This is a genomic window from Pseudarthrobacter sp. DSP2-3-2b1, assembly GCF_049895945.1.
In the GTDB taxonomy this organism is placed as follows: Bacteria; Actinomycetota; Actinomycetes; order Actinomycetales; family Micrococcaceae; genus Arthrobacter.
On record NZ_JAFCTI010000004.1, the window covers coordinates 214,298 to 236,241 of the forward strand.

The window sequence follows — 21,944 nt, forward strand, 5'->3', positions numbered from 1 at the left end:
ATAAATGCGACGGGAATATAGTGGTCCATCCTGACATGCACGCATTTGACCAGCGAGGTGGCATCGAGCAATGCCGGCATCCATGTGGCGGGGCAGCGTTGCCCTTGGCCTGGCTGCGGCGTTGTCCCTTGCGGCGTGCGCTTCCGGCCGCGACGCCAGCGGCCAGGATGGAAATGGCCAGGACGCAGAAGTGACCCAGCCCGCGGCGGGCCTACGTTGGTTTGGTGGATACCTGGACGTCACCATCCTCCCTGGGCTTAGCCTCCAGGATGCGCCATCGCCGGGAAAGGCCACCACAGTCCTTTCCTTCATCACTTCCAGTCCCGACAATCCGTGTGAACCGTCCTGGGGCCGCTCCTACGGCCTCGAACAGGCCAGCAGCAGGCTCGGCCTCGACGCACAGGTGGACGCCTTCCGCAAAGCCGGTAATGACATCGCCATATCCTTCGGCGGGCAACTCGGCAAGGAATTGGCTGTGACCTGCACGGACGCTGACGCCTTGACCCGGGCCTATGAAGAGGTCATCAACCGGTACGGGCCCGCCACCGTGGATCTCGACGTCGAAGGAGCAGCCGCCGCCGATCCCGCCGCTGCCCAACGACGGGCCGCTGCCATGGCACGGCTCCAGGACAGCCGTCCTCCTGAAGCGCCGCTAAAGGTATGGCTGACCCTTCCGGTCTCGGTACAGGGACTGACACCCGCGGCAGTGATCTCACTGGAAACGATGATCGCGGCCGGCGTTGAACTCGCCGGCGTGAACCTCATGACGATGAACTTCGGCCCGCTGGCTCAAGGACAATCGATGCTCGACGCATCAACCAGCGCGGCAGAAGCTAGCCACCGCACCCTGGCAGGCATCTACGAAAACGCCGGCAAACCCCTCGACGCCGCAGGCTTGTGGGAAAGAATCGGACTCACGCCGATGATCGGCCAAAACGACGTGCCAGGTCAGATCTTCACTCTTGAGGACGCCGAGGGGCTGAACAGCTTTGCACAGGAACGTGGTGTGGGGCGAATGTCCATGTGGTCCCTGAACAGGGACAAAGGCTGCAGTTCGCTTGACGAAGTGCAGGCACCGAACGTGGCTGCGCATAGCTGCAGTGGCGTCGAGGGGCCCCCCGGGATGTTCGCGGAAGCCCTGAGCCGGGGGTTTGCGGACACTGATTCGGCGGCGGGACCTTGAGAATGCGAAAACGTCACGTCACGGCGTCGGCGTTTCTCGTCATGGTCCTGGTGGCAGCCGGCTGCGCAGGCCAGTCTCCGCCGGTGGCCGGTGAACTTCTTCTTCCGAACGTATATGTCACTGCGTACTCCTGGTTCGACAACACACCCGCCGGTTCGCCTGCCATTAGTCATCCCGTTCTGCATCAAACCGCGGGCGGCACGGGCACCTATGAGGATCCTGTCACAGTGGCGGTTGGACACTCGCTGGAGACAGGCGAGGACGTTTTAGATATTCCCGCAGGAACAAAAATCTACGTGCCCAGCGTGCGGAGATACTTCATCGTGGAGGACACCTGCGGGGACGGGCCTTCGCCGGAGGATGGGCCCTGCCATTCAGGAGCTGAAGAGTTCGGCGATGCCTCCCTCTGGATCGATCTGTGGATCGGCGGCGAAGGCGAGAGGGCAGCACTGGCCCGCAGCTGTGCGAAGGCCATCACGGGCGTCCATACAGTGATCCTCAATCCGGGCGGGAACTACCTGGTGGCCTCTGGGGCGGGGGTTATTCACGAAGACAGCTGTGATGCTGACTACGGCAACACCGTGATCACGAAGTGACGTCGTACTCAGTGATGCGTGAGCGATACCCATTTGTCGAGGACAGCGGCCGCGGCGCCTGAATCGATTGACTCGGCGGCCTTGGCCAGCGCCGTGCGCATGCGGTCAAGAAATGGACCTTCCGCCGTCAGGTCGAACGCGACCAGACCGGCCGCAGCGTTAACCAGGACTGCGTCCCTGGCGGCTCCTCCCCTGCCCGCAAGGACTTCACGCACGACGGCGGCGTTTGCCTTGGCGTCCCCGCCGCGGAGTTCCTCCACCGTTGCGGGACGGATCCCCAGATCGGCGGGTGAAAAGACCAGCCGGGACACCGCTCCGTTGCGGATTTCCCAGACAGTGGAGGGCCCTGTTGTGGTCAGTTCGTCCAAGCCGTCATTGCCCCGGAAAACCAGCCCGCGGCTGCCGCGCTGCGCAAGGACCCCGGCAACCAGGGGTGCCATCCTGGCATTGGCCACACCCACGGCGGATGCCTGCACCAGCGCCGGATTCGTGAGCGGACCCAGGAAATTGAACGCTGTGGGAATGGCGAGTTCCCGCCGCGGCACGGCCGTGTGGCGGAACGACGGGTGGAAGACCTGCGCGAAGCAGAAGGTGATGCCCGCCTCCGCTGCGTTCAGCGCCACCCGTTCCACCGGCAGGTCGAGCCTGACACCGAGGGCTTCGAGCACATCCGCCGAACCCGACGACGACGACGCTGCCCTGTTGCCGTGTTTGACTACCTTCGCGCCGGCTCCGGCAGCCACCAGGGCCGCCATGGTGGAGATGTTCACGGTGTTCTGCTGGTCACCGCCGGTGCCCACGATGTCCAGCTTTTCGCCGGGGATGCTGATCGGCCTGGCGTGGCCAAGCATCGCATCGACCAGCCCTGAAATCTCGTCAACGGTCTCGCCTTTAGCACTGAGGGCGACCAGGAATCCGGCGATCTGGGCGGGCGTGGCCTCCCCGGACATGATGGTGTCCATGGCCCAGGCGGTGTTGTCCGATGTCAGGTCGGTGCCATTGATGAGAGCGGAGATGAGCCGCGGCCAGGTGTTGCCGGGTGCCGATGCGGTTGCCTGAGAAGTCACCTCCTGATGCTATCCAGCCACCCCGGCCATGACCAATGCGGACGGCAACGGGAACTTTTCGCAGTGATTTCGCGTCTTTGTAGAAAAAGTCCCCTGAAAAGGCGGTTCGCGTTGGGAAGTACGGAGTTTTATAGACATAATGTCTATGTGACATCTGCGACCCATGCCCCCAGTACCCCGGCGCACCCAACGCTGAACCGCCCCAACATGGTTTCTGTAGGAACCGTAGTCTGGCTGTCCAGTGAGTTGATGTTCTTCGCCGGTCTCTTCGCCATGTACTTCACGCTGCGCTCCACGAGCGGGCAGATGTGGGCGGAAGAGACAGCGAAGCTCAACTTCCCCTTTGCGCTCGTCAACACCATCGTCCTCGTGGCCAGTTCCTTTACTTGCCAGATGGGCGTGTTCGCCGCCGAACGGCTGCAGCCGCGCAAGACCGGCGGCCCGTTCCAGTTTGTCCGTTGGGGCATGAACGAATGGTTCACCTTGACGTTCATCATGGGGGCATTCTTCGTCGCCGGCCAGACCACGGAATACGCCATGCTGGTTTCAGAGCACGTTTCGCTCTCTTCCAACGCCTATGGCTCGGCGTTCTATATCACCACCGGCTTCCACGGCCTCCACGTCATCGGCGGCCTCGTTGCTTTCCTCTTGATTATCGGGCGCTCGTTCGCAGCGAAGAAGTTCGGCCACTTCGAAGCGACCTCGGCGATTGTCACGTCCTACTACTGGCACTTCGTCGACGTTGTCTGGATCGGCCTCTTCCTGGTCATCTACGTGCTGAAGTAGTCGGGCTTTGTTTCCTTTTCTACAAGAGGCAGAATTTCAAGAAGCGGCTCACGGAGCCGGCGCAGGATCGAATAAAGGAACCACCACGTGAAGGCTCTCTCGCAAAAGCGGCGTCACCCACTTGCAGTAATAGCGCTGCTCCTGATGGGACTCCTCGTCACTGGTGGGCTCTACGCCGTGGCCACCACCGTCAACGAGGCCAAGGCCTCCACCACGAGTTTCAGTGCAAACGACACCGCAGAGGGCGAGAAGCTCTTCGCCGCCAACTGCGCCACGTGCCACGGCATGGGCGCCAGCGGCACCCAGGACGGACCGTCCCTGGTCGGTGTCGGTGCGGCTTCTGTTGACTTCCAGGTCGGAACCGGCCGCATGCCGATGCAGATGAACGGCCCGCAGGCCTACAAAAAGCCGGCCCAGTTCAATGAGACCCAGACCCACCAACTGTCAGCTTACGTAGCTTCCCTGGGAGCCGGCCCGGCAATCCCTGAAGAGGGCCTGCTGGACGAAAAGGGTGACGCAGCCGCCGGCGGTGAGCTGTTCCGCGTGAACTGTGCAATGTGCCACAACGCCGCTGCTGCCGGTGGTGCCCTTACCCGCGGCAAGTTCGCACCTGCCCTTGCTGATGTCTCCGGCAAGCACATCTACGAAGCCATGGTTACCGGTCCGCAGAACATGCCGGTCTTCAGTGACGCCAACGTCACCCCCGAAGGCAAGCGCGACATCATCACCTTCCTGAAGCAGATCGAAGCCAACGGCTCTCCCGGCGGCGCTGACCTCGGCGCTCTCGGCCCTGTAGCGGAAGGCCTCTTCGTCTGGGTGGCAGGCCTGGGCGTTATCATCGCCTTCACCATTTGGCTCACTTCCCGAACGTCTTAGGACGCTCGGCAAGAATTAAGAACTTCTGCTGCCAAGTCAGCAGTTTGACATTGAAAACTAACTCGGCAAAAAAGCCGGGACGAGAGAAGGATGAGGCGAATTATGGGCAACCATAGTGACGGCAGTCCGAGCCACTCGGGCACCGTAGCTACGGCTGGTCAGAATGAGGTGGAGAAGTTCCAGGATCCTGGAATTCCCCCGCACCGTTTGCGCCTGGCCGACACGGACCCGAAGGCCGCAAAGCGTGCAGAACGGCAGGTCGCCCTTCTTTTCGGCGCGTCCGTGCTTGGCACCGTGTTGTTCCTGGTGGCGTACTTCGCCATCGATCTGGGTGATGCGAGCATCGCCACCATTAGGCTGCAGAACGCCCTGCTTGGCCTTGGCACTGCCTTTGCCATGCTTGGCATCGGAACCGGCATCGTGCATTGGGCCAAGGCCCTGATGCCTGATCACGAGGTCTCCGAAGAGCGCCACCCCATCCGCACCGAAGACGACCGCAAGGCCGCCGTTCGGATCGTGGACGATATCGTTGACGAGACCGGCATCAAGCGCCGCCCCCTCATCCGCAACACGCTTCTCGGCGCCGTGGCCCTCGCACCGCTGCCCGCCCTGGCGATCTTCGGTGACCTTGGCCCCCGCCCGGACAATAAACTGGCCCACACCATGTGGGCCCCGCAGGAAGGCAAGCTCAAACGCCTTACCCGTGACCCCGACGGCACGCCCATCAAGGCTTCTGACGTCACCATCGGTTCGGCGTTCCATGTTATTCCGGAAGGCCTTAACGAACTGCATGAAGGCAAGCTCAACGAAAAAGCGAAAGCCGTTGTCCTCCTCATGCGCCTTGACCCCGCCTCGCTGAACCCCTCTGAGGGCCGCGAGGACTGGAGCTACAACGGCATCGTTGCCTACTCCAAGATCTGCACCCACGTCGGTTGCCCTGTTGCTCTCTACGAGCAGCAGACGCACCATCTGCTGTGCCCGTGCCACCAGTCCACCTTCGACCTCACGAACGAGTGCAAGGTGATCTTCGGCCCCGCCAGCCGGCCCCTCCCCCAGCTGCCGATCGCAGTTGATGACGAAGGCTACCTGGTCGCCACCAGCGACTTCAATGAACCTGTAGGACCAAGTTACTGGGAGCGTGATGAGCATGAGCGCAGCGTCTAAAGCTGAAGCCCCCGCCTTCGTCGCCAAGACCAAAGCCGGACGCATTACTGATTTTGTCGACTCACGCGTCGGCGGATCAGGCATCCTGCGCGAATTCGGACGAAAAGTATTTCCCGACCATTGGTCGTTCATGTTCGGCGAAGTCGCGCTGTACTCCTTCGTTATTCTCTTGCTGTCGGGTACCTTCCTGACCTTCTTCTTTGACCCCTCCATGGCGGAAACGCACTACGACGGCTCCTACGTTCCCTTGAAGAACGTTGAAATGTCTGTGGCCTACAGCTCGTCGCTGGATATCTCCTTCGACGTCCGCGGCGGCCTTTTCATGCGCCAGGTACACCACTGGTCGGCACTGCTGTTCGTAGCCTCGATTGCTGTCCACATGCTCCGGGTGTTCTTCACGGGAGCCTTCCGCAAACCGCGCGAAATGAACTGGGTAGTGGGCGGCGTCCTTCTGATCCTGGCCATGGCAGCCGGCTTCACCGGTTACTCACTCCCCGATGACCTGCTGTCCGGCAACGGCCTGCGGATCATCGACGGCGTTATGAAAGCCATCCCCGTTATTGGAACGTATGCATCGTTCTTCTTCTTCGGCGGAGAATTCCCGGGCACCATGGTCATCGGCCGCCTGTACATGCTGCACATCCTGCTGGTGCCTGCGCTCATCCTCCTGATGATCGTGCTGCACCTCTTTATGGTGGTAGTCCACAAGCACACCCAGTACCCCGGCCCGGGCCGCAACGACGGCAACGTGGTTGGCTACCCGCTCGGACCGGTCTACGCCGCCAAGGCTGGTGGATTCTTCTTCATCGTCTTCGGTGTTATTGCGCTGATGGCAGCCTTCTTCACCATCAACCCAATCTGGAACTATGGGCCGTATGACCCCTCGCCGGTGTCCGCCGGTACCCAGCCTGACTGGTATATCGGATTTGTTGACGGGGCTCTCCGGCTGATGCCTGGCACGCTCGGAGACTTCCAGTTCGAGTTCGTCGTTTTCGGTTTTGTACTGTCCCTGAACGTCCTCCTCCCGGCCCTGGTGCCGGCAGGCATTCTGTTCACGGTGATGTTCATGTACCCGTGGATCGAAAGCTGGATCACCAAGGACAACCGCGAACACCACGTCCTGGACCGTCCGCGCAACGCCCCCACCCGCACAGCGATCGGCGTCGCAGGCTTCATCTGGTACTGCGTGATGTGGGCTGCTGCAGGCTCTGACCTCATTGCCACGCACTTCCACGTGTCACTGAACGACGTCACGTACTGGCTGCGTACCTTGTTCTTCATCGGCCCGATCATCGGCTTCATCGTTGCCAAGCGCGTTGCCCTGGCGCTCCAGCGCAAGGACCGCGAAATCGCACTCCACGGCCGCGAAACCGGCCGCATCGTACGGCTGCCGCATGGCGAGTTCATCGAGGTGCACGCACCGCTGGACGAGTACAAGCGCTACAAGCTTGTCGGCTTCGAATCCCCGGCACCGTTGCCCGCAGTTCCCAATGACCACGGCATCGTGACCCGCAAGGAAAAGCGGCGTGCGTTCCTGTCCAAGTGGTTCTTCGAGGACCGTGTCGCACCGGCTACGCCTGCCGAGCTGGAGGCCGCACACGGCCACCACGCACCGGCAGTGGAAGCAGCAGAGGAAAGCAAGAGCCTCAGCCACTGACTCCACAGCTATTAAGATCCACGCAGAAGGGCGGGGCCCCTGGGGCCAGGCCGTGTGTGTTTGGTTGGTTTACCCCCCCCCGTTTTGCGAATTTGTTCGGTTCCCGGACGAGTGGTTGCGGGCCGGACGGGCCCCGGGGCGTTGCAACGGCACCCACAGCTTGTACCGGTCGGCCCGGTAGTACGAGACGGAGTAGTCAACCATCGCGCGGGCAACAAAGGCGTGGCGCTGGATCTTGAGCAACGGTGTGCCCACATCCACGTTGAGCAGCCGGGCGGTGGACGGGGAGGCCGCTGTAGCCTCGATCATGTCCTCCCCCCACTCCATCACCAGGCCGAACTGTTCGCTGAGCACGTTGTAGAGGGAGGTAGGAGGATCGCCGTCCAGGAGACCGGGCACACGGTGCGCCGGAATGAAGTTCTCATCCACGCTCATGGGCTCGCCGTCGGCCAGCAAAAGCCTCCGGAAACGCACCAGGGGTGTACCCTCCTCGACCTGCAGCTCACGGGCCAGGAATGCACTCGCACCGATCTGCTCGAAGCTGAGCACCTTAGCCGCCGGGACCATTCCGCGTCGCTGCATTTCCTCACTGTAGGAAGTGAGTTTTACCTGCAGGTCGAGCTTGGGCTTCCGGACGAACGTGCCAAGTCCTACAACGCGCTCGATGACCTCCTCGCCGACGAGGGCGTCGATGGCTTGGCGGACCGTCATCCTGGCGAGGCCAAACCTTGCCGCCAAATCGCGTTCAGATGGCAAAGCAGATCCCGGTGGACAGGAATCACTGATGTACGCCCTGAGGAGTTCCCTCAGTTGGACGTAGATGGCAATTCCGCTGCTCCGGTCAATCTCACCGGTAACTCCGCCGGCATCAGCAGCCACGGAAGGACGCTCCTGCTTCTGTCTTCACCCTCCAATCTTAAAGCAACCGGGAGCAGGTCTAGACCAGCAGGACCCGGGGTCAGCGGCTGGCCGCCACATTTAGATGACCGGGCCCCGGCCAGCTATATTGGACAGGAAATTTCAGCTGAAGACGGTGGGGGCCCGTCAGGAAAAAGGGAGTCCACTTGCCAGTGCATAAAGCGGTCGTGTCGGCGTCAATCGGCCTGCACGCCCGTCCGGCCGCCGTTTTCGTCAGGGCCGTCACGGAGACTGGACTTCCCATCAGAATCCGGAAGGCAGGCATCGAAGGTGTCGACGCCAGGTCCCTGCTCGAAGTTATGACGGCGGATTTCGAGTTCGGCTGTGAGGTGGAGCTCTCAGTCCCCGACAACGCCGTCACGGACGCCTCCAGTCTTCAGGCAGCCGAGGTGACCCTCCAGTCGCTCGCGCAACTCCTGGAGTCGCAGGGGGCCGCTGACGCCCTGCCGCGGCCACTCAACCCCGGGCGTAGAGGCAAACTGAACCCCGCCGTCACCCCTCCAAACGCTCTCTCCCTTACCGCAACAATTCTCTAAACGCTCTCTCACCTCCCGCCGCACCAATCAAGACGCTCTGTCACATCACGCCATCCTGCGGCGCTGCGCCAAACGCCGTCGCATTTTCCGCTTGCGGTGGCTCCCCGAACGGGATGCAGAAGCCGCCGGCCGTCGTCGGCAGTTCGAGAAATTCCGGTGGGCCTGCGGGAACTGAGAGAGCGTCGTTGGAAAAGCCGCAGGATGTGAGAGAGCGTCGACGGAAAAGGCGCAGTAAGTGAGAGAGCGTCGGTGGTGGCTTCCTGCATGGCGACTGTGGCCACCGAATTCTGGCGGGATGGAATCAACGACGTCGGGCCCCACCTTTCAGTGGGGCCCGACGTCGATATTTGCTTATTTGAGAAGCGGTGAACCCGCGCTTAGTGCGCGTGGTCTCCGCGGCTGTACTCGTAGACCCAGCCAACCAGGGCAACTACGGCGAGTCCGGCTGCGATGTAGACGATCCAGAAGCCAACAGCCAGTCCAAGGAACCCGCCAGCGCACGCAAGCCCGAGGACCAGCGGCCACCAGCTCCAAGGGCTGAAGTGCCCCTGCTCGCCGGCGCCCTCGTGGATCTCGGCGTCGCTGCGGTCCTCCGGACGGGGGCCGACGCGCTTGCCGGTGAAGCCGAGGTACGCGCCGATCATGCCTGCAAGTCCCGCCAGCAGCAGGACACCCAACAGGCCCACGGGCTCATTCCAGTCGGTCAGGTAACCATAAACCAAGGCGACCGGAATGAAGAAGAATACGCCGCCTCCAAAAATCCATGATTCGATCTTCACTTGGCTGTGTCCTTCTGGTCGGCGTTACCGAGTACTGCTGCGGCCGGAGCCGGTGACTCCACTGTGTGGACCTGGGAGAGCTCGGGGTGGTGCAGATCCAGGGCCGGGCGCTCCGAACGGATGCGCGGCAGGGAGGTAAAGTTGTGGCGCGGCGGCGGGCAGGACGTGGCCCACTCGAGCGAAGCACCGAACCCCCAGGGATCGTCCACTTCCACGCGTTCGGCGCTGCGCCAGGTGATGTAGACGTTCCAGAAGAACGGAATCAGCGAGGCGCCCAGCACGAAGGAGGCCACCGTGGAGAACTGGTTCATCCAGGTGAAGTTGTCTTCCACCAGGTAGTCGGCGTAGCGGCGGGGCATGCCCTCAACGCCGAGCCAGTGCTGGATGAGGAAGGTGCCGTGGAAGCCCAGGAACAGGAGCCAGAAGTGGATCTTGCCGAGGCGTTCGTTCAGCATCTTGCCGGTGAACTTTGGCCACCAGAAGTAGAAGCCGGCGAACATGGCGAACACCACGGTGCCGAACACTACGTAGTGGAAGTGCGCTACCACGAAGTACGAGTCCGAGACGTGGAAGTCCAGCGGCGGTGAGGCCAGGATGATGCCGGTCAGGCCACCGAAGAGGAACGTGATGAGGAAGCCGATGCTCCAGAGCATGGGCGTCTCGAACGTCAGCGAACCGCGCCACATGGTGCCGATCCAGTTGAAGAACTTCACGCCGGTGGGTACTGCAATCAGCATGGTCATGAAGGCGAAGAACGGCAGCAGGACCGAGCCGGTCACGTACATGTGGTGGGCCCATACGGTCACGGACAGCGCAGCAATGGCGATGGTGGCATACACCAGACCCTTGTAGCCGAAGATCGGCTTGCGGCTGAAGACCGGGAAGATCTCCGAGACGATGCCGAAGAACGGCAACGCGATGATGTACACCTCGGGGTGCCCGAAGAACCAGAACAAGTGCTGCCAGAGGACTGCACCGCCGTTTTCCGGATCAAAGATGTGCGCACCAAAACGCCGGTCCGCACCCAGGGCGAACAGCGCTGCAGCCAGCGGCGGGAACGCCATCAGCACGAGGATGGACGTGATCAGGGCGTTCCACGTGAAGATCGGCATGCGCCACATGGTCATGCCAGGGGCCCGCATGCACACGATGGTGGTGATGAAGTTGACCGCGCCAAGGATGGTGCCGAAGCCGGACAACGCCAGGCCGAACACCCACAGGTCACCGCCAACGCCGGGGCTGAAGGTTGTGTTGGACAGCGGCGCGTAAGCGAACCAGCCGAACGAAGCGGCACCCTGGGGGGTGATGAATCCGGAGACCGCAATGGTGGAACCGAAGAGGAAGAACCAGAAAGCCAGCGCGTTCAGACGGGGGAAGGCCACGTCCGGGGCACCGATCTGCAGCGGCATGATCACGTTGGTGAAGCCGGCAAACAGGGGCGTAGCGAACATCAGCAGCATCACTGTGCCGTGCATGGTGAACAGCTGGTTGTATTGCTCCTTGGTCTGCAGGATCTGCATACCGGGTTCGAAGAGCTCGGCGCGGATCAGCAGGGCCATCACGCCGCCGAAGCAGAAGAACACGAAGGACGCGATCAGGTACATGTACCCGATGGTCTTGTGGTCAGTGGAGGTGATCCAGTTGACGACGATGCGTCCCTTGGATTTGGGAACCACGGGGGCCGTAAGGACGCCGGTGGTGGGTGCGGATTGAGTGTACGTAGCCACGTCGCTCCCCTTACTTAATTTCGTTCAGGTTGGGGTTACGGTCGTACTCTTCACCGAGGAGGCCCGTGTTGCCGGCGGACCGGAGTTCGTCCATGTGTGCCTGGAATTCAGTTTCGGACACCACCTTGACGCGGAACAGCATTTCGGAGTGGTACTCGCCGCAGAGCTCGGCACACTTACCGTCGTAGGTGCCCTCCTTGGTTGGCGTAAACCTGATGTAGTTGGTCTTGCCCGGAATCATGTCGCGCTTCTGCAGGAAGGCGGGGACCCAGAAGGAGTGGATGACGTCGCGGGCGTTGAGCTCAAGGTCGACTGACTTGTTGACCGGCAGGTAAAGCGTGGGGAGCTTTTCCTTGTCGATCGTGTTGCCTGTCAGGTGCGCCTGCTCACCGGCTTCGTAGACGTCCTCTTGAATGACCTCGCCGGCCTTGTAGTTGAAGTCCCAGGCCCACTGCTTGCCACGGACGTCAACGACGACGTCGGCTGGCTGGGAACGGTCGTCAATGGCCTGCTGGTCGCGGTCAGTGAAGTAGAAGAACACCAGGACCATGAAGATCGGGATGGTCAGGTAAAAGACTTCGAGCGGGAGGTTGAAGCTGGTCTGGCGCGGGAATCCTACTGTCCCCTTGCGGCGCCGGTAGGCCACGATGCACCAGATGATCAGACCCCAGGTAATGGTGCCCACAACCAGGGCAGCAATCCATGAGTTGACCCAGAGGTCCATGATGCGGTCAGTGTTACTGGTGGTGCCACGTTCTGTGGGCAGCCACCCTCTCTCTACCTCTGGCGAACATCCAGTCAAAACCAACGCGCCGGCGATTGCCAAGGCTGAGATCGTAGTGATCGTTGTGCGTCGGCTGCCGGTTCGGTTCTGCGAACTCACAGACGGCCCTTCCTACTTGTTGCTGGAGCCCGGCAAGCAAAAAGCAGTCCCGGGCACACTAAAAGTTTTACTACTCGGTGTAGAGCTTACCGCTCCGCCGGGCGTTTCGCCCACATGTCGGCGCCGTGCCTCCGTGCCGTTTCTGGGCTACGGAAAACAGGCGCCGGCATCGGGCGAAAAGACCGGGTCAGTGGAACGAATCACCGCAGGCGCAGGATCCGCCGGCATTGGGATTGTCGATGGTGAAACCCTGCTTGGAGATGGTGTCCTCGAAGTCGATGCTGGCACCGCTCAGGTAGGGCACACTCATCTTGTCAACGACAACTTCAACGCCGTCGTAATCGCGGACGGCGTCGCCGTCGAGCAGGCGTTCGTCGAAGTAGAGCTGGTAGATCAGTCCCGAACACCCGCCGGGCTGGACAGCAACCCGGAGGCGAAGGTCGGTACGGCCTTCCTGTTCGAGAAGACTGCGGACCTTGCCTGCGGCGACGTCGGTCAACTTGACCTCGTGGGCAGCCAGTTCTTCACTGCCGGCGCTGGTGGTTTCGGTGCTGTTCTCATTGGTTGCGGTGCTCATTGGCCTACCTTCTTAGGACGGGTCCTGGCGGTGCTGCCTGGGCGGCACCTGCCCCTACGGATACGGTACGGGCTATAGCTACATGCTACTTCGGTCAGACGTGTAGCTCTAACTCCTGGCGTAACCATCAGTACGGCCTGGTTGTTCCCTGCGCGGCGCCCATTGCCGTTTTCGGCAGCAGGCTCAGGCCAGGCCGTCCGCATTCAACCGGGCCAGCAGCAGCGCCTCGGCCACCACTGCGTTCTCGAAATCGCCAATGTGGAGGGACTCGTTGGCGCTGTGGGCCCTCGAATCCGGGTCCTCGACACCGGTGACGAGGATCTGCACGTCAGGGTACACCTCGGTCAGGTCCGCAATAAAGGGAATCGATCCGCCGATTCCCATCTCCACTGCGGGCACACCCCAGGCCTCCCCCAAGGCCCACATGGCGAACCCTGCAGCCCGGGACGACGTGTCGGTCAGGAACGGGTTGCCGCTTTCACCCGGGGTGAATACCACCTTTGCCCCGAAGGGTGCGTTGGCTTCAACGTGGCGACGGACGGCGTCCATCGCTTCTGAGGGCACCTGTCCCGGGGCCAGCCGCAGGCTGAACTTGGCGCGTGCCCGCGGCAGCAGGGTATTGGAAGCCACGTCAACGGCGGGAGCATCAAAGCCAATGATGGACAACGCCGGTTTGGTCCACAGCCGTGAGGCAATGCTGCCCGTGCCTGCCAGTCGCACGCCGTCCAGGACGGAGGCGTCAGCGCGGTACTCCGCTTCACTGAGGTCCACGGCGACGTTATCGGTTGACACCAGGCCTTCAATGGCAACGTTGCCTTCGGCATCATGGAGTGTGGCAATGAGCCTGGCCAGCAGGGTGGGGGCATCCAGCACGGCGCCGCCGAACATGCCCGAATGGACCGCATGCTCGAGCACCTGGACTTCGAACGTTCCGTCCACGAGGCCCCGCAGGCTGGTGGTCAGGGCGGGAACGCCCACCTTCCAGTTGCTTGAATCGGCGACAACTATGACGTCCGCCTTGAGCAGTTCGCGGTGCGTCTCCAGGAAGGGGCGGAAGGTGGGCGAGCCGGCTTCCTCCTCACCTTCGATGAAAAACGTCACGCCGAGGCCGAACTCACTGCCCAGGACCTCAGTGGCAGCCGTGTACGCGGCCACGTGGGCCATGATGCCGGCTTTGTCATCCGCCGCGCCGCGGCCGTAGAGCCGGCCGTCACGCTCGACGGCGGCGAACGGCTCCGATTCCCACAGCGCCGGATCGCCGGGCGGCTGGACGTCGTGGTGGGCATACAAAAGAATGGTCGGCTTTCCGGCCGCTGCCTGGCGCCGTGCGACGACGGCTGGCCCGCCGTCGGTTCCGTCCGCCTTCTTGCTGCGCAGAACCTGAACTTCTTCGAGTCCTGCCGCACGCAGCAGTTCGGCTACCGACCGGGCGCTGGCATCCAGCGGGGCGGGATCAAAACTTGGCCAGGCGATGCCCGGGATGGCTACGAGCTCCTTGAGGCGGGCCATCGTGGCGTCGAAGGACTTGCTGACGGACAGCCGGAGCTCAGCCGTATCAAAGGTCCCGGCCGGGCGGGGGTTCTCGGAGCTGGTGGCATCGCGCGGAGTGTCCGTTGGAGAGGAAGTCATGGCGATCACAATACCCGCGCGGAATCTCCCGGGCCGCAAGGTATTCTGTTGGGGTGTTCGGACGTAAAAAGGAAGCGCCAACGGCGCAGCAAACAATAGACCAGCAGGCCGCTGAAGCGGCCGCCCGGCAGGATGCCGCGTTTGGCAAGGGCGCACCCACGCCCACGCGTAAGGCCCAGGAAGCTGCGCGGAAGCGGCCCCTGGTGCCGGAGGACCGCAAGGCATCCAAGGCTGCTGAGCGCCAGGCCATCCAGGACCAGCGGACCAAAATGCGCCAGGCACTTGATACCGGTGACGAAAGATTCCTGCCCCTGCGTGACAAGGGCCCGCAAAAACGTTTTACCCGTGATTACGTGGATGCCCGCTTCAGCCTCGGTGAGTACCTTATGTTCGGTGCCCTCGTTTTCGTTATCATCTCGTTGATCGTCCCCGCCTCCAGCGAGCAGATGATTTATGTCCTGGGTGGTTTCTGGGTGATGTTCCTGGCTGTCTTCGTGGACGTATTTATCCTGTCCCGCCAGCTCCGCAAGAAGCTGACTGCCAAATTCGGCGAAGTGGAGCGCGGCACTGTCTGGTACGGCTCCATGCGGTCATTGCAGTTCCGCAAGCTGAGGCTTCCCAAGCCACTCGTGAAGCGCGGCCAGTACCCGTCCTGATGTGCCCGGCCGGACCCTGTTCCGCCGCACACTCCCTTTCTTAACCGACAAACCCCGGCGGACTTTCCGCCGGGGTTTCGTTGTTTTCAGCCCGCCGGAATGCGCTGCGCTGGGTAGTCAGATTTCAGTAGTGGCTTTCCCGCTGCCAACGCCTCTGCTGTTCCGGGCCTTGCCCAGTTCGCGGTTAATGCGCGCCGCCCAGAACGGCCCTTCATAGAGGAAGGCGGTGTAGCCCTGGACCAGGGTTGCACCGGCGTCGAGGCGCTCCTGAACATCCCGGGCCGTCTCCACGCCGCCAACGGCCACCAGGGTGATGGCGCCACCGGTGGCTTCCCGAAGCCGGCGGAGGACTTCCAGCGAACGCTGCTTCAGGGGAGCCCCGGACAGCCCGCCTGGGCCGCACTCGGCAACCTTCCCTGCCGGCGAGGTCAGCCCGGTACGGGCGATGGTCGTATTGGTGGCGATGATCCCGTCCAGTTCGAGGTCCAATGCCAGCCGGGCAACGTCGTCGATGTCCTCGTCGCTGAGGTCCGGGGCAATCTTCACCAGGAGGGGGACATGCCGCCCGGCCGCACGGTCCGCCTCCTCCCCCACCGCGGTCAGGAGCGGACGCAGCGTCTGCACATCCTGCAGGAGCCGCAGGCCCGGCGTGTTCGGCGAGCTCACATTGACCACCAGATAGTCTGCGGCCGGCGCGAGGCTCCGTGCGCTCACCAGGTAGTCAGCCACGGCATCCTCGAGTTCCACCACTTTGCTCTTCCCGATATTCACCCCAATCACGGGGCGCACGTTGGGGTGTCTGCGCTGCAGGGCCGCACGCGCTGCCTTGAGGCGCGGCTCCACGGCTGCTGCGCCGTCGTTGTTGAACCCCATCCGGTTGATCACCGCGCGGTCCTCAATCAGCCGGAACAGGCGCGGTTTCTCGTTACCAGGCTGCGCCTGGCCGGTAATGGTCCCCACCTCCACATGGCCGAACCCAAGCTCGGTCAGCGCCTCGATGCCCAGGCCTTCCTTGTCAAAGCCGGCGGCGAGTCCGAACGGGGATGGAAAGGTGACCCCGAATGCCGTGGTCTGCAGGGACGGCGCCGGTGCCGTGAACCTGGCCAGTGCGCGGCCCGCGCCGGAAGCATGGACGAGCCTGATCCCCTTGAATCCGATCTTGTGGGCGCGTTCGGCGTCCATCCATGAAAAGGCCAGCCTGAAGAATGTCGGATATACGCGCATGGCTCTAGTTTTCCGTCTTGGGCGGTCCAGACCAAACCGGCAGCCTTCTGCAGGGCGGTTAGCATGAAACCATGACGTGGCAGCCAGACATCCTTGGTGAAGGTTTTGAGGCGCGCACGTTCCTGGCCGCCGGCGCCGACGGCGTTCAGCGGACCGCCACGCTGGTCCGGTTTCGTCCGGGGACGCCCGTTGGCGAGGGTCCTGGGGAGGGGACGCCCGTTGGGGCGGGTCCTGCGGCGGGTGCCGCCACGGATCCCGGGGATTGGCAGGGGCCGCGGCGCACCGTGCTGTTCCTCCACGGCTGGAGCGACTACTTCTTCAACGTGGACCTGGCTCAGTTCTGGACCAGTCACGGCTACGAGTTCTATGCCTTGGACATGCACAACCACGGGCGCAGCCTCCGTCCTGATGCTCCCGGTGGTTACGTGGCCAACCTTGCCGATTACGACGCCGAGATTGAATACGCGATCGGAATCATCCGTTCCGATGTGTCCCCTGGTAAGGACATGTCCCCCGATGAGCAGTCCCACCAGTCCCGCGCTCCGGACAAATCAATGCTGCTCACCATGATGGGGCACTCCACCGGCGGCCTCGTGGCGGCCCTTTGGGTCAGCAACCACCCGGGCACGGTGTCCCACCTGGTGTTGAACAGCCCGTGGCTGGAGATGCACGGGAGCTCGCTGGTGCGCCGCGCGGCATCCACCATGGTGGGGCCGGTGGCCCGCTTCCGCCCGGAGGCTGTCCTTCGCCTTCCGGAGCGGGGATTCTATTGGCGGACCATCAGCAGTTCGGCCGACGGCGAGTGGGCACTTGATGACAAATTCCGGCCGCCGATGGCTTTCCCCTTACGGGCAGGTTGGCTGAGTGCAGTGCTTTCCGGCCATGCAAAGGTGGCCCGCGGCCTGGCCATCGATGTTCCCATCCTGGTGCTGCTCTCCCGGGGCAGCGCCACCGGGCCCTTCTGGACCGAAGAAATGCGGCGGACCGATGCCGTATTGGACGTCAATATCATTGCGCTCCGGGCGCTGACGCTGGGGCGCACTGTCACCGTGGAACGGATTGACGGCGCTCTCCATGACGTCTTCCTCTCACCGGCCAGAATCCGGGCAGATGCCTACGAGCGGCTCACCCGGTGGTTGCGGGGTTACGGCTTCCCGGGCAGCGCCGAACCTGGACACCGCCCATGACAGGGCCGAGGGCCGGGGCCCTGCCGGGCAGGGATCCGTTACCGGAGGGCGCAGCCAAGGACCCCTGGACCGAGGATTTCCTCGGCCCGGACTTCCAGGTCCGGGAACTGCCCCTGGCGCCCGACGACGAAGGAGCCGTTGTTGCCACCCTGGTCCGGTACGCCAGGCCGCCGGAGGTGGGCGAGGACAACAGCCATGGTTCCGGTGCCGGGGTGGTGCTTTACCTGCATGGTTGGGCTGACTACTTTCTGCAGGCGGAACTGGCTGAGCAACTCGCGGCGCAGGGCTTCCATTTCTATGCCCTTGACCTCAGGAAGTTCGGGCGGAGCCTGCGCGAGTGGCAGACCCCTGGCTTTGCCACGGAACTCGATATCTACGATGAGGACCTGGAGGCTGCCCTGGCGGCGATCAAGGCCGACGTCGGTCATCCCGCCGGTCCGGGCGGCTCCCCGACAATTCACCTTGTGGCGCATTCCTTCGGCGGCCTCATAGCGGCGATGTGGGCGGACCGTCATCCGGGTGCGTTGGGGACCCTGATCCTGAACGCGCCGTGGCTGGAGCTCCAGGGCAGCAGCCTGATCCGGAACATCGCCATGCACCTGGTGGAACCGGTAGCCCGGGCGGATCCGCGGCGTCCTTTCCACTTTCCTGAAATGCCTGGCTACTGGCAAAGCGTCAGCAGCGAGGCACATGGTGAGTGGCAGCTCCATCCCGTCTGGCGGCCTGCTGCGTCATTCCCCATCCGGGCCGGCTGGGCGAAAGCGGTGCTGGCAGGGCACGCTGCCGTTGCCAAGGGGCTGGACATCACCGCACCGGTGCTGGTGCTGCTCTCGGACCGGACCAGGATCCAGGCCGAGTGGTCCGAGGACCTGATGCATGTGGATGCTGTGATTGATGTTGAGGAAACCGCCGGGCGGGCCCTGCGGTTGGGGCGGAGGGTCGCCGTGTTCCGTTACCCCGGTGCGATCCACGATGTCTTCCTCTCGCGGCGGCTCATCCGGGAGGAAGCCTACGGGGACGTTGCAGGCTGGGCGCGCTCCCATCCTCACGGAGCGGGAGGTTACGGCGCGGCCGCGTCCACAGCGCCACCGTAACGCCGGTCCCGCTGGGCGTAGATCTCCACGGCTTTCCAGAGGGTCCGGCGGTCCACATCGGGCCACAGCGTGTCCATAAAGACGAACTCCGCATAGGCCGACTGCCAGAGCAGGAAGTTCGACAACCGCTGCTCCCCCGAGCTCCGCAGGAACAGGTCCACATCGGGCAGGTCCGGTTCGTCCAGATACTTCTGGATTGTTTTCTCGCTGATTGCCCCAGGCTTGAGCCGCCCGGCCGCAACCTCCGAGGCGATGGCCGAGACGGCGTCGGTGATCTCAGCCCGCCCACCGTAATTAACACACATGTTCAAGGTGCAGGTGCTGTTGCCGGCCGTGAACTCTTCCGCCTCTTCGAGTTCGCGGATCACCGAGGCCCACAACCGTGGCCGGCGGCCGGACCAGCGTACCCGGACACCCCACTCGTCCAGCTGGTTCCGCTGCCTCCGTAGCACATCCTTGTTAAAACCCATCAGGAAGCGCACCTCTTCGGGTGAGCGGCGCCAGTTTTCGGTGGAGAAGGCATAAACGCTGACATATTCGATCCCCAGCTCGATGGCGCCGGCCATCACGTCCAGTAGCGCCGGCTCACCGGCCTTGTGGCCCTCGATCCTGGGCAGGCCCCGCTGGTTGGCCCAACGGCCGTTGCCGTCCATGACGATGGCTACATGCCGCGGAACGAATTCTGCGGGAATCGCCGGGGCAACAGCACCGGAAGGATGGGGATACGGCGCCATCACCGGGGGGGTCCGCTGCCGCGCAAGGTTCTGCTTTTTTCCCAGTGCCACTATCAGCTACGCTCCACATGCTTGAGGGATTTGAGGACTCGTTCGAGATGCCATTGCAGGTAAGCGGCCACCAGGCCGGCACCTTCCCTGCGGTGCGGCTCCTGCGAGCCGTCCGCCGTCGTCCAGTCTCCCGTCAGCAAGGCGGCCAGCAGGCTGACGGTCTCAGCTGCAGGGGCGGGCGAGCCGGGGGGACGGCAGTCAGCGCAGACCATGCCGCCGATGGGGGCGGAAAACGCTGTATGCGGCCCCCGCCGCCCGCAGCGCGCACAGTCTGTGAAGCTGGGCGCCCAGCCGCCCGTGGCGAGGGCCCGCAGGAGGTACGAATCGAGGATCAGACCGGGCGCATGTTCAGCACGGCTCAGGGACGCCAGGGCGCCGACCAGCAGGTTGTACTGGGCGGTCCCGGCCTCGCCGTCGACGTCGGTCAGCTTCTCCGCTGTTTCGGTCATGGCCGCCGCGACGGTATAACTGGCGTAGTCGGCCGCGATAGCGCCGCCGTAGGCCCCTTTGGCCACGGCCTGGGTGACGATGTCCAGGGTCCGGCCGGACACGAGCTGAAGGTCGGCCACCATAAATGGCTCCAACCGGGCGCCGAATTTGCTGCTGGTCCGGCGCACGCCCTTCGCGACGGCGCGGATCTGGCCGTGATGCTTGGTCAACAGCGTGATGATGCGGTCCGCCTCGCCCAGCTTGTGCGTCCGGAGCACGACGGCGTCATCGCGGTAGGACCGCGAGGCAAAGGATTGTTGGACCACGGTTAATCTTCGCACTGACTGCCGGAAAGGGCAACCCCGGGGGGTGGGGGGGCGGGGGTACCCGCCCCCAACCCCGCAACGGGATCAGGCGCGGGCGTCCCGGACGGCGCGGTTGACAGCGGAAATGACTGCCTTCAGCGAGGACATGCTGGTGTTCGCATCGATGCCGACGCCCCACAGGACCCGCTCCCCCACGGCACATTCGACATAGGCGGCCGCCAGGGCGTTACCGCCTTCGGAGAGAGCATGTTCGCTGTAGTCCAGGACCCTGACATCCATGCCGTCTTCGCGCAGGATGCTGAGCAGCGCGGCGATCGGCCCGTTACCGGTCCCGGTCCGGCGGACCTGTGCACCATCCACGGTCAGGTTGGCGTGCAGTGTCATCCCGCCGTCGTCGTCGGTTTCAGTGCTGACCGCGCCCAAAGCGTAGCGGCCCCACTGCCCGTCCGCCTGGCTGGAGGGCAGGTACTCATCCTGGAACGCCTGCCACAGCTGCGCGCCGCTGACTTCGCCGCCAACGGTATCGGTGCGCTTCTGGATGACGCCGGAGAATTCCATCTGGGCGCGGCGCGGCAGGTCCAGGCTGTGCTCGTTCTTGAGCAGGTAGGCCACACCGCCCTTGCCGGACTGTGAATTGACCCGGATGACGGCCTCGTAGGTGCGGCCGAGGTCCTTGGGGTCGATGGGCAGGTACGGCACCTCCCAGTTGAAGTCCGCAACGTCCAGTCCTGCCGCCGCGGCGTCCTTCTCCAGCGCCTCGAACCCCTTCTTGATGGCGTCCTGGTGTGACCCGGAGAAAGCGGTGAAGACCAGGTCCCCGCCGTAGGGTGAGCGTTCGGCGACCGGCAGCTGGTTGCAGTACTCGACGGTGCGGCGAATTTCGTCGATGTTGGAGAAATCAATCATGGGGTCAATGCCTTGGACGAACATGTTCAGTCCCAGCGTGACGAGGTCAACGTTGCCGGTCCGCTCGCCGTTGCCGAACAGGCAGCCCTCGATCCGGTCGGCGCCGGCCAGGTAGCCCAGCTCGGCGGCGGCCACCCCGGTGCCGCGGTCGTTGTGCGGGTGCAGGGACAGGATGATGCCCTCGCGCGGGTGGAGGTGCCGGCTCATCCACTCGATGGAATCGGCGTAGACGTTGGGAGTGGCCATTTCCACGGTGGCGGGCAGGTTGATGATGACCTGGTTGTCGGCCGAGGCTTCGAAAACATCGGCGATGGCGTTGCAGACCCGGACGGCGTAATCCAGCTCCGTGCCGGTGAAGGACTCCGGGGAATATTCGTAGGTGACGCGGGTGTCACCCAGTGTTTCCTCATACTTCTTGCACAGCCGCGCACCCTGCAGCGCAATGTCCAGGATGCCGTCCTGGTCCTGGTTGAACACCACCCGGCGCTGCAGGACCGAGGTGGAGTTGTACAGGTGGACGATTGCCTGCTTGGCCCCGACCAGGGACTCGTAGGTCCGTTCGATCAGGTGTTCGCGGGCCTGGGTCAGGACCTGGATGGTGACGTCGTCCGGGATGCGGTTGCCCTCGATGAGCTGGCGGACGAAATCGAAGTCTGTCTGGGATGCGGAGGGGAAACCGACTTCGATTTCCTTGTAGCCCATGCCCACCAGCAGCTCGAACATCTTCATCTTGCGCGCCGGGCTCATGGGATCAATGAGCGCCTGGTTTCCGTCGCGCAGGTCCACGGCGCACCAGCGGGGGGCTTTGGTGATGACTTTGTCCGGCCAGGTCCGGTCCGGCATTTCAACCTTGATCAGGTCCTGGAACGGGCGGTAGCGGTGGGCAGGCATTCCTGAGGGCTTCTGTGCGTTTCGCATTACTTATCGGGCCTTTTCTATGGTTCTTGTGAAAGGGAGGC

Annotated in this window: 21 protein-coding genes; 10 read left to right on the forward strand and 11 right to left on the reverse strand. The window is 63.3% G+C overall.

Features of this window, described 5'->3' with window-relative positions; all coding sequences use genetic code 11:
* Nucleotides 1–70 precede the first annotated feature (70 nt).
* Nucleotides 71–1,183: a chitinase gene (locus ACP7AX_RS07510; RefSeq protein ID WP_426225969.1), complete on the forward strand. Its 1,113-nt coding sequence runs from the start codon at nt 71–73 to the stop codon at nt 1,181–1,183.
* 2 nt (nt 1,184–1,185) lie between these two features.
* Nucleotides 1,186–1,779: a hypothetical protein gene (locus ACP7AX_RS07515; protein WP_426225970.1), complete on the forward strand. Its 594-nt coding sequence runs from the start codon at nt 1,186–1,188 to the stop codon at nt 1,777–1,779.
* A gap of 8 nt (nt 1,780–1,787) precedes the next feature.
* On the opposite strand, the gene trpD is transcribed toward ACP7AX_RS07515, so the two are convergent.
* Complete coding sequence (gene trpD, locus ACP7AX_RS07520) at nt 1,788–2,846, reverse strand: anthranilate phosphoribosyltransferase (protein ID WP_131681332.1); 1,059 nt, start codon at nt 2,844–2,846, stop codon at nt 1,788–1,790.
* Between the two features lie 111 nt (nt 2,847–2,957).
* Here trpD and ACP7AX_RS07525 point away from each other — a divergent pair, with 111 nt between their 5' ends.
* The 4 genes from ACP7AX_RS07525 to ACP7AX_RS07540 all read left to right on the forward strand — a co-directional run bounded on the left by ACP7AX_RS07525 (nt 2,958) and on the right by ACP7AX_RS07540 (nt 7,329).
* Nucleotides 2,958–3,632, forward strand: a complete 675-nt coding sequence (locus ACP7AX_RS07525; protein ID WP_426225971.1) for a cytochrome c oxidase subunit 3 — start codon at nt 2,958–2,960, stop codon at nt 3,630–3,632.
* Nucleotides 3,633–3,719: 87 nt separating this feature from the next.
* Complete coding sequence (locus tag ACP7AX_RS07530; RefSeq protein ID WP_131681331.1) at nt 3,720–4,508, forward strand: cytochrome bc1 complex diheme cytochrome c subunit; 789 nt, start codon at nt 3,720–3,722, stop codon at nt 4,506–4,508.
* A gap of 102 nt (nt 4,509–4,610) precedes the next feature.
* Nucleotides 4,611–5,672, forward strand: coding sequence for a cytochrome bc1 complex Rieske iron-sulfur subunit (locus ACP7AX_RS07535; RefSeq protein WP_131681330.1), 1,062 nt, complete (start codon nt 4,611–4,613; stop codon nt 5,670–5,672).
* Nucleotides 5,656–7,329, forward strand: a complete 1,674-nt coding sequence (locus ACP7AX_RS07540) for a cytochrome bc1 complex cytochrome b subunit (RefSeq protein ID WP_131681329.1) — start codon at nt 5,656–5,658, stop codon at nt 7,327–7,329. The genes ACP7AX_RS07535 and ACP7AX_RS07540 overlap by 17 nt, the downstream gene beginning before the upstream one ends.
* Nucleotides 7,330–7,398: 69 nt before the next feature.
* On the opposite strand, the gene ACP7AX_RS07545 is transcribed toward ACP7AX_RS07540, so the two are convergent.
* Nucleotides 7,399–8,208: a GntR family transcriptional regulator gene (locus tag ACP7AX_RS07545; RefSeq protein ID WP_426225972.1), complete on the reverse strand. Its 810-nt coding sequence runs from the start codon at nt 8,206–8,208 to the stop codon at nt 7,399–7,401.
* 206 nt (nt 8,209–8,414) lie between these two features.
* On the opposite strand from ACP7AX_RS07545, the gene ACP7AX_RS07550 reads away from it, so the two are divergent.
* Nucleotides 8,415–8,783, forward strand: coding sequence for an HPr family phosphocarrier protein (locus ACP7AX_RS07550; protein ID WP_426225973.1), 369 nt, complete (start codon nt 8,415–8,417; stop codon nt 8,781–8,783).
* A 377-nt stretch (nt 8,784–9,160) separates the two neighbouring features.
* Here the strand turns inward: ACP7AX_RS07550 and ACP7AX_RS07555 are convergent, their stop codons facing one another.
* From ACP7AX_RS07555 to ACP7AX_RS07575, 5 genes are all read right to left on the reverse strand, one after another.
* On the reverse strand, nt 9,161–9,562 hold the full coding sequence (locus tag ACP7AX_RS07555; protein ID WP_131684103.1) for an aa3-type cytochrome oxidase subunit IV: 402 nt from the start codon (nt 9,560–9,562) through the stop codon (nt 9,161–9,163).
* Complete coding sequence (gene ctaD / locus ACP7AX_RS07560; RefSeq protein WP_426225974.1) at nt 9,559–11,289, reverse strand: cytochrome c oxidase subunit I; 1,731 nt, start codon at nt 11,287–11,289, stop codon at nt 9,559–9,561. Before ctaD ends, ACP7AX_RS07555 begins: the two co-directional genes overlap by 4 nt.
* A gap of 10 nt (nt 11,290–11,299) precedes the next feature.
* Nucleotides 11,300–12,172 carry an aa3-type cytochrome oxidase subunit II gene (gene coxB, locus ACP7AX_RS07565; RefSeq protein WP_131684101.1) on the reverse strand — a complete coding sequence of 291 codons (873 nt, stop codon included), beginning with the start codon at nt 12,170–12,172 and terminating at the stop codon, nt 11,300–11,302.
* A 187-nt stretch (nt 12,173–12,359) separates the two neighbouring features.
* The gene (locus ACP7AX_RS07570; protein WP_108600854.1) at nt 12,360–12,749 is read right to left on the reverse strand and encodes a HesB/IscA family protein; all 390 of its coding nucleotides are present in this window, start codon (nt 12,747–12,749) and stop codon (nt 12,360–12,362) included.
* 183 nt (nt 12,750–12,932) lie between these two features.
* Nucleotides 12,933–14,378: a dipeptidase gene (locus ACP7AX_RS07575; RefSeq protein WP_426225975.1), complete on the reverse strand. Its 1,446-nt coding sequence runs from the start codon at nt 14,376–14,378 to the stop codon at nt 12,933–12,935.
* A gap of 53 nt (nt 14,379–14,431) precedes the next feature.
* Between ACP7AX_RS07575 and ACP7AX_RS07580 the strand changes: the two genes are divergently transcribed.
* The gene (locus ACP7AX_RS07580; protein ID WP_131684099.1) at nt 14,432–15,034 is read left to right on the forward strand and encodes a DUF3043 domain-containing protein; all 603 of its coding nucleotides are present in this window, start codon (nt 14,432–14,434) and stop codon (nt 15,032–15,034) included.
* 117 nt (nt 15,035–15,151) lie between these two features.
* Here ACP7AX_RS07580 and ACP7AX_RS07585 read toward each other — a convergent pair whose 3' ends face one another.
* Entirely contained in the window at nt 15,152–16,258 is a 1,107-nt protein-coding gene (locus ACP7AX_RS07585; RefSeq protein ID WP_426225976.1) for a quinone-dependent dihydroorotate dehydrogenase, read from the reverse strand.
* 71 nt (nt 16,259–16,329) lie between these two features.
* Here ACP7AX_RS07585 and ACP7AX_RS07590 point away from each other — a divergent pair, with 71 nt between their 5' ends.
* Both ACP7AX_RS07590 and ACP7AX_RS07595 read left to right on the forward strand, forming a co-directional pair.
* Nucleotides 16,330–17,445, forward strand: coding sequence for an alpha/beta hydrolase (locus ACP7AX_RS07590; protein ID WP_426225977.1), 1,116 nt, complete (start codon nt 16,330–16,332; stop codon nt 17,443–17,445).
* Nucleotides 17,442–18,539 carry an alpha/beta hydrolase gene (locus ACP7AX_RS07595; protein ID WP_426225978.1) on the forward strand — a complete coding sequence of 366 codons (1,098 nt, stop codon included), beginning with the start codon at nt 17,442–17,444 and terminating at the stop codon, nt 18,537–18,539. The genes ACP7AX_RS07590 and ACP7AX_RS07595 overlap by 4 nt, the downstream gene beginning before the upstream one ends.
* On the opposite strand, the gene ACP7AX_RS07600 is transcribed toward ACP7AX_RS07595, so the two are convergent.
* From ACP7AX_RS07600 to leuA, 3 genes are all read right to left on the reverse strand, one after another.
* The gene (locus ACP7AX_RS07600; RefSeq protein WP_426225979.1) at nt 18,506–19,324 is read right to left on the reverse strand and encodes an isoprenyl transferase; all 819 of its coding nucleotides are present in this window, start codon (nt 19,322–19,324) and stop codon (nt 18,506–18,508) included. The genes ACP7AX_RS07595 and ACP7AX_RS07600 overlap by 34 nt on opposite strands.
* 2 nt (nt 19,325–19,326) lie before the next feature.
* Nucleotides 19,327–20,079: a DNA repair protein RecO gene (gene recO / locus ACP7AX_RS07605; protein ID WP_426225980.1), complete on the reverse strand. Its 753-nt coding sequence runs from the start codon at nt 20,077–20,079 to the stop codon at nt 19,327–19,329.
* An 84-nt stretch (nt 20,080–20,163) separates the two neighbouring features.
* Nucleotides 20,164–21,903: a 2-isopropylmalate synthase gene (gene leuA / locus ACP7AX_RS07610; protein ID WP_426225981.1), complete on the reverse strand. Its 1,740-nt coding sequence runs from the start codon at nt 21,901–21,903 to the stop codon at nt 20,164–20,166.
* Between the last annotated feature and the right edge of the window lie 41 nt (nt 21,904–21,944).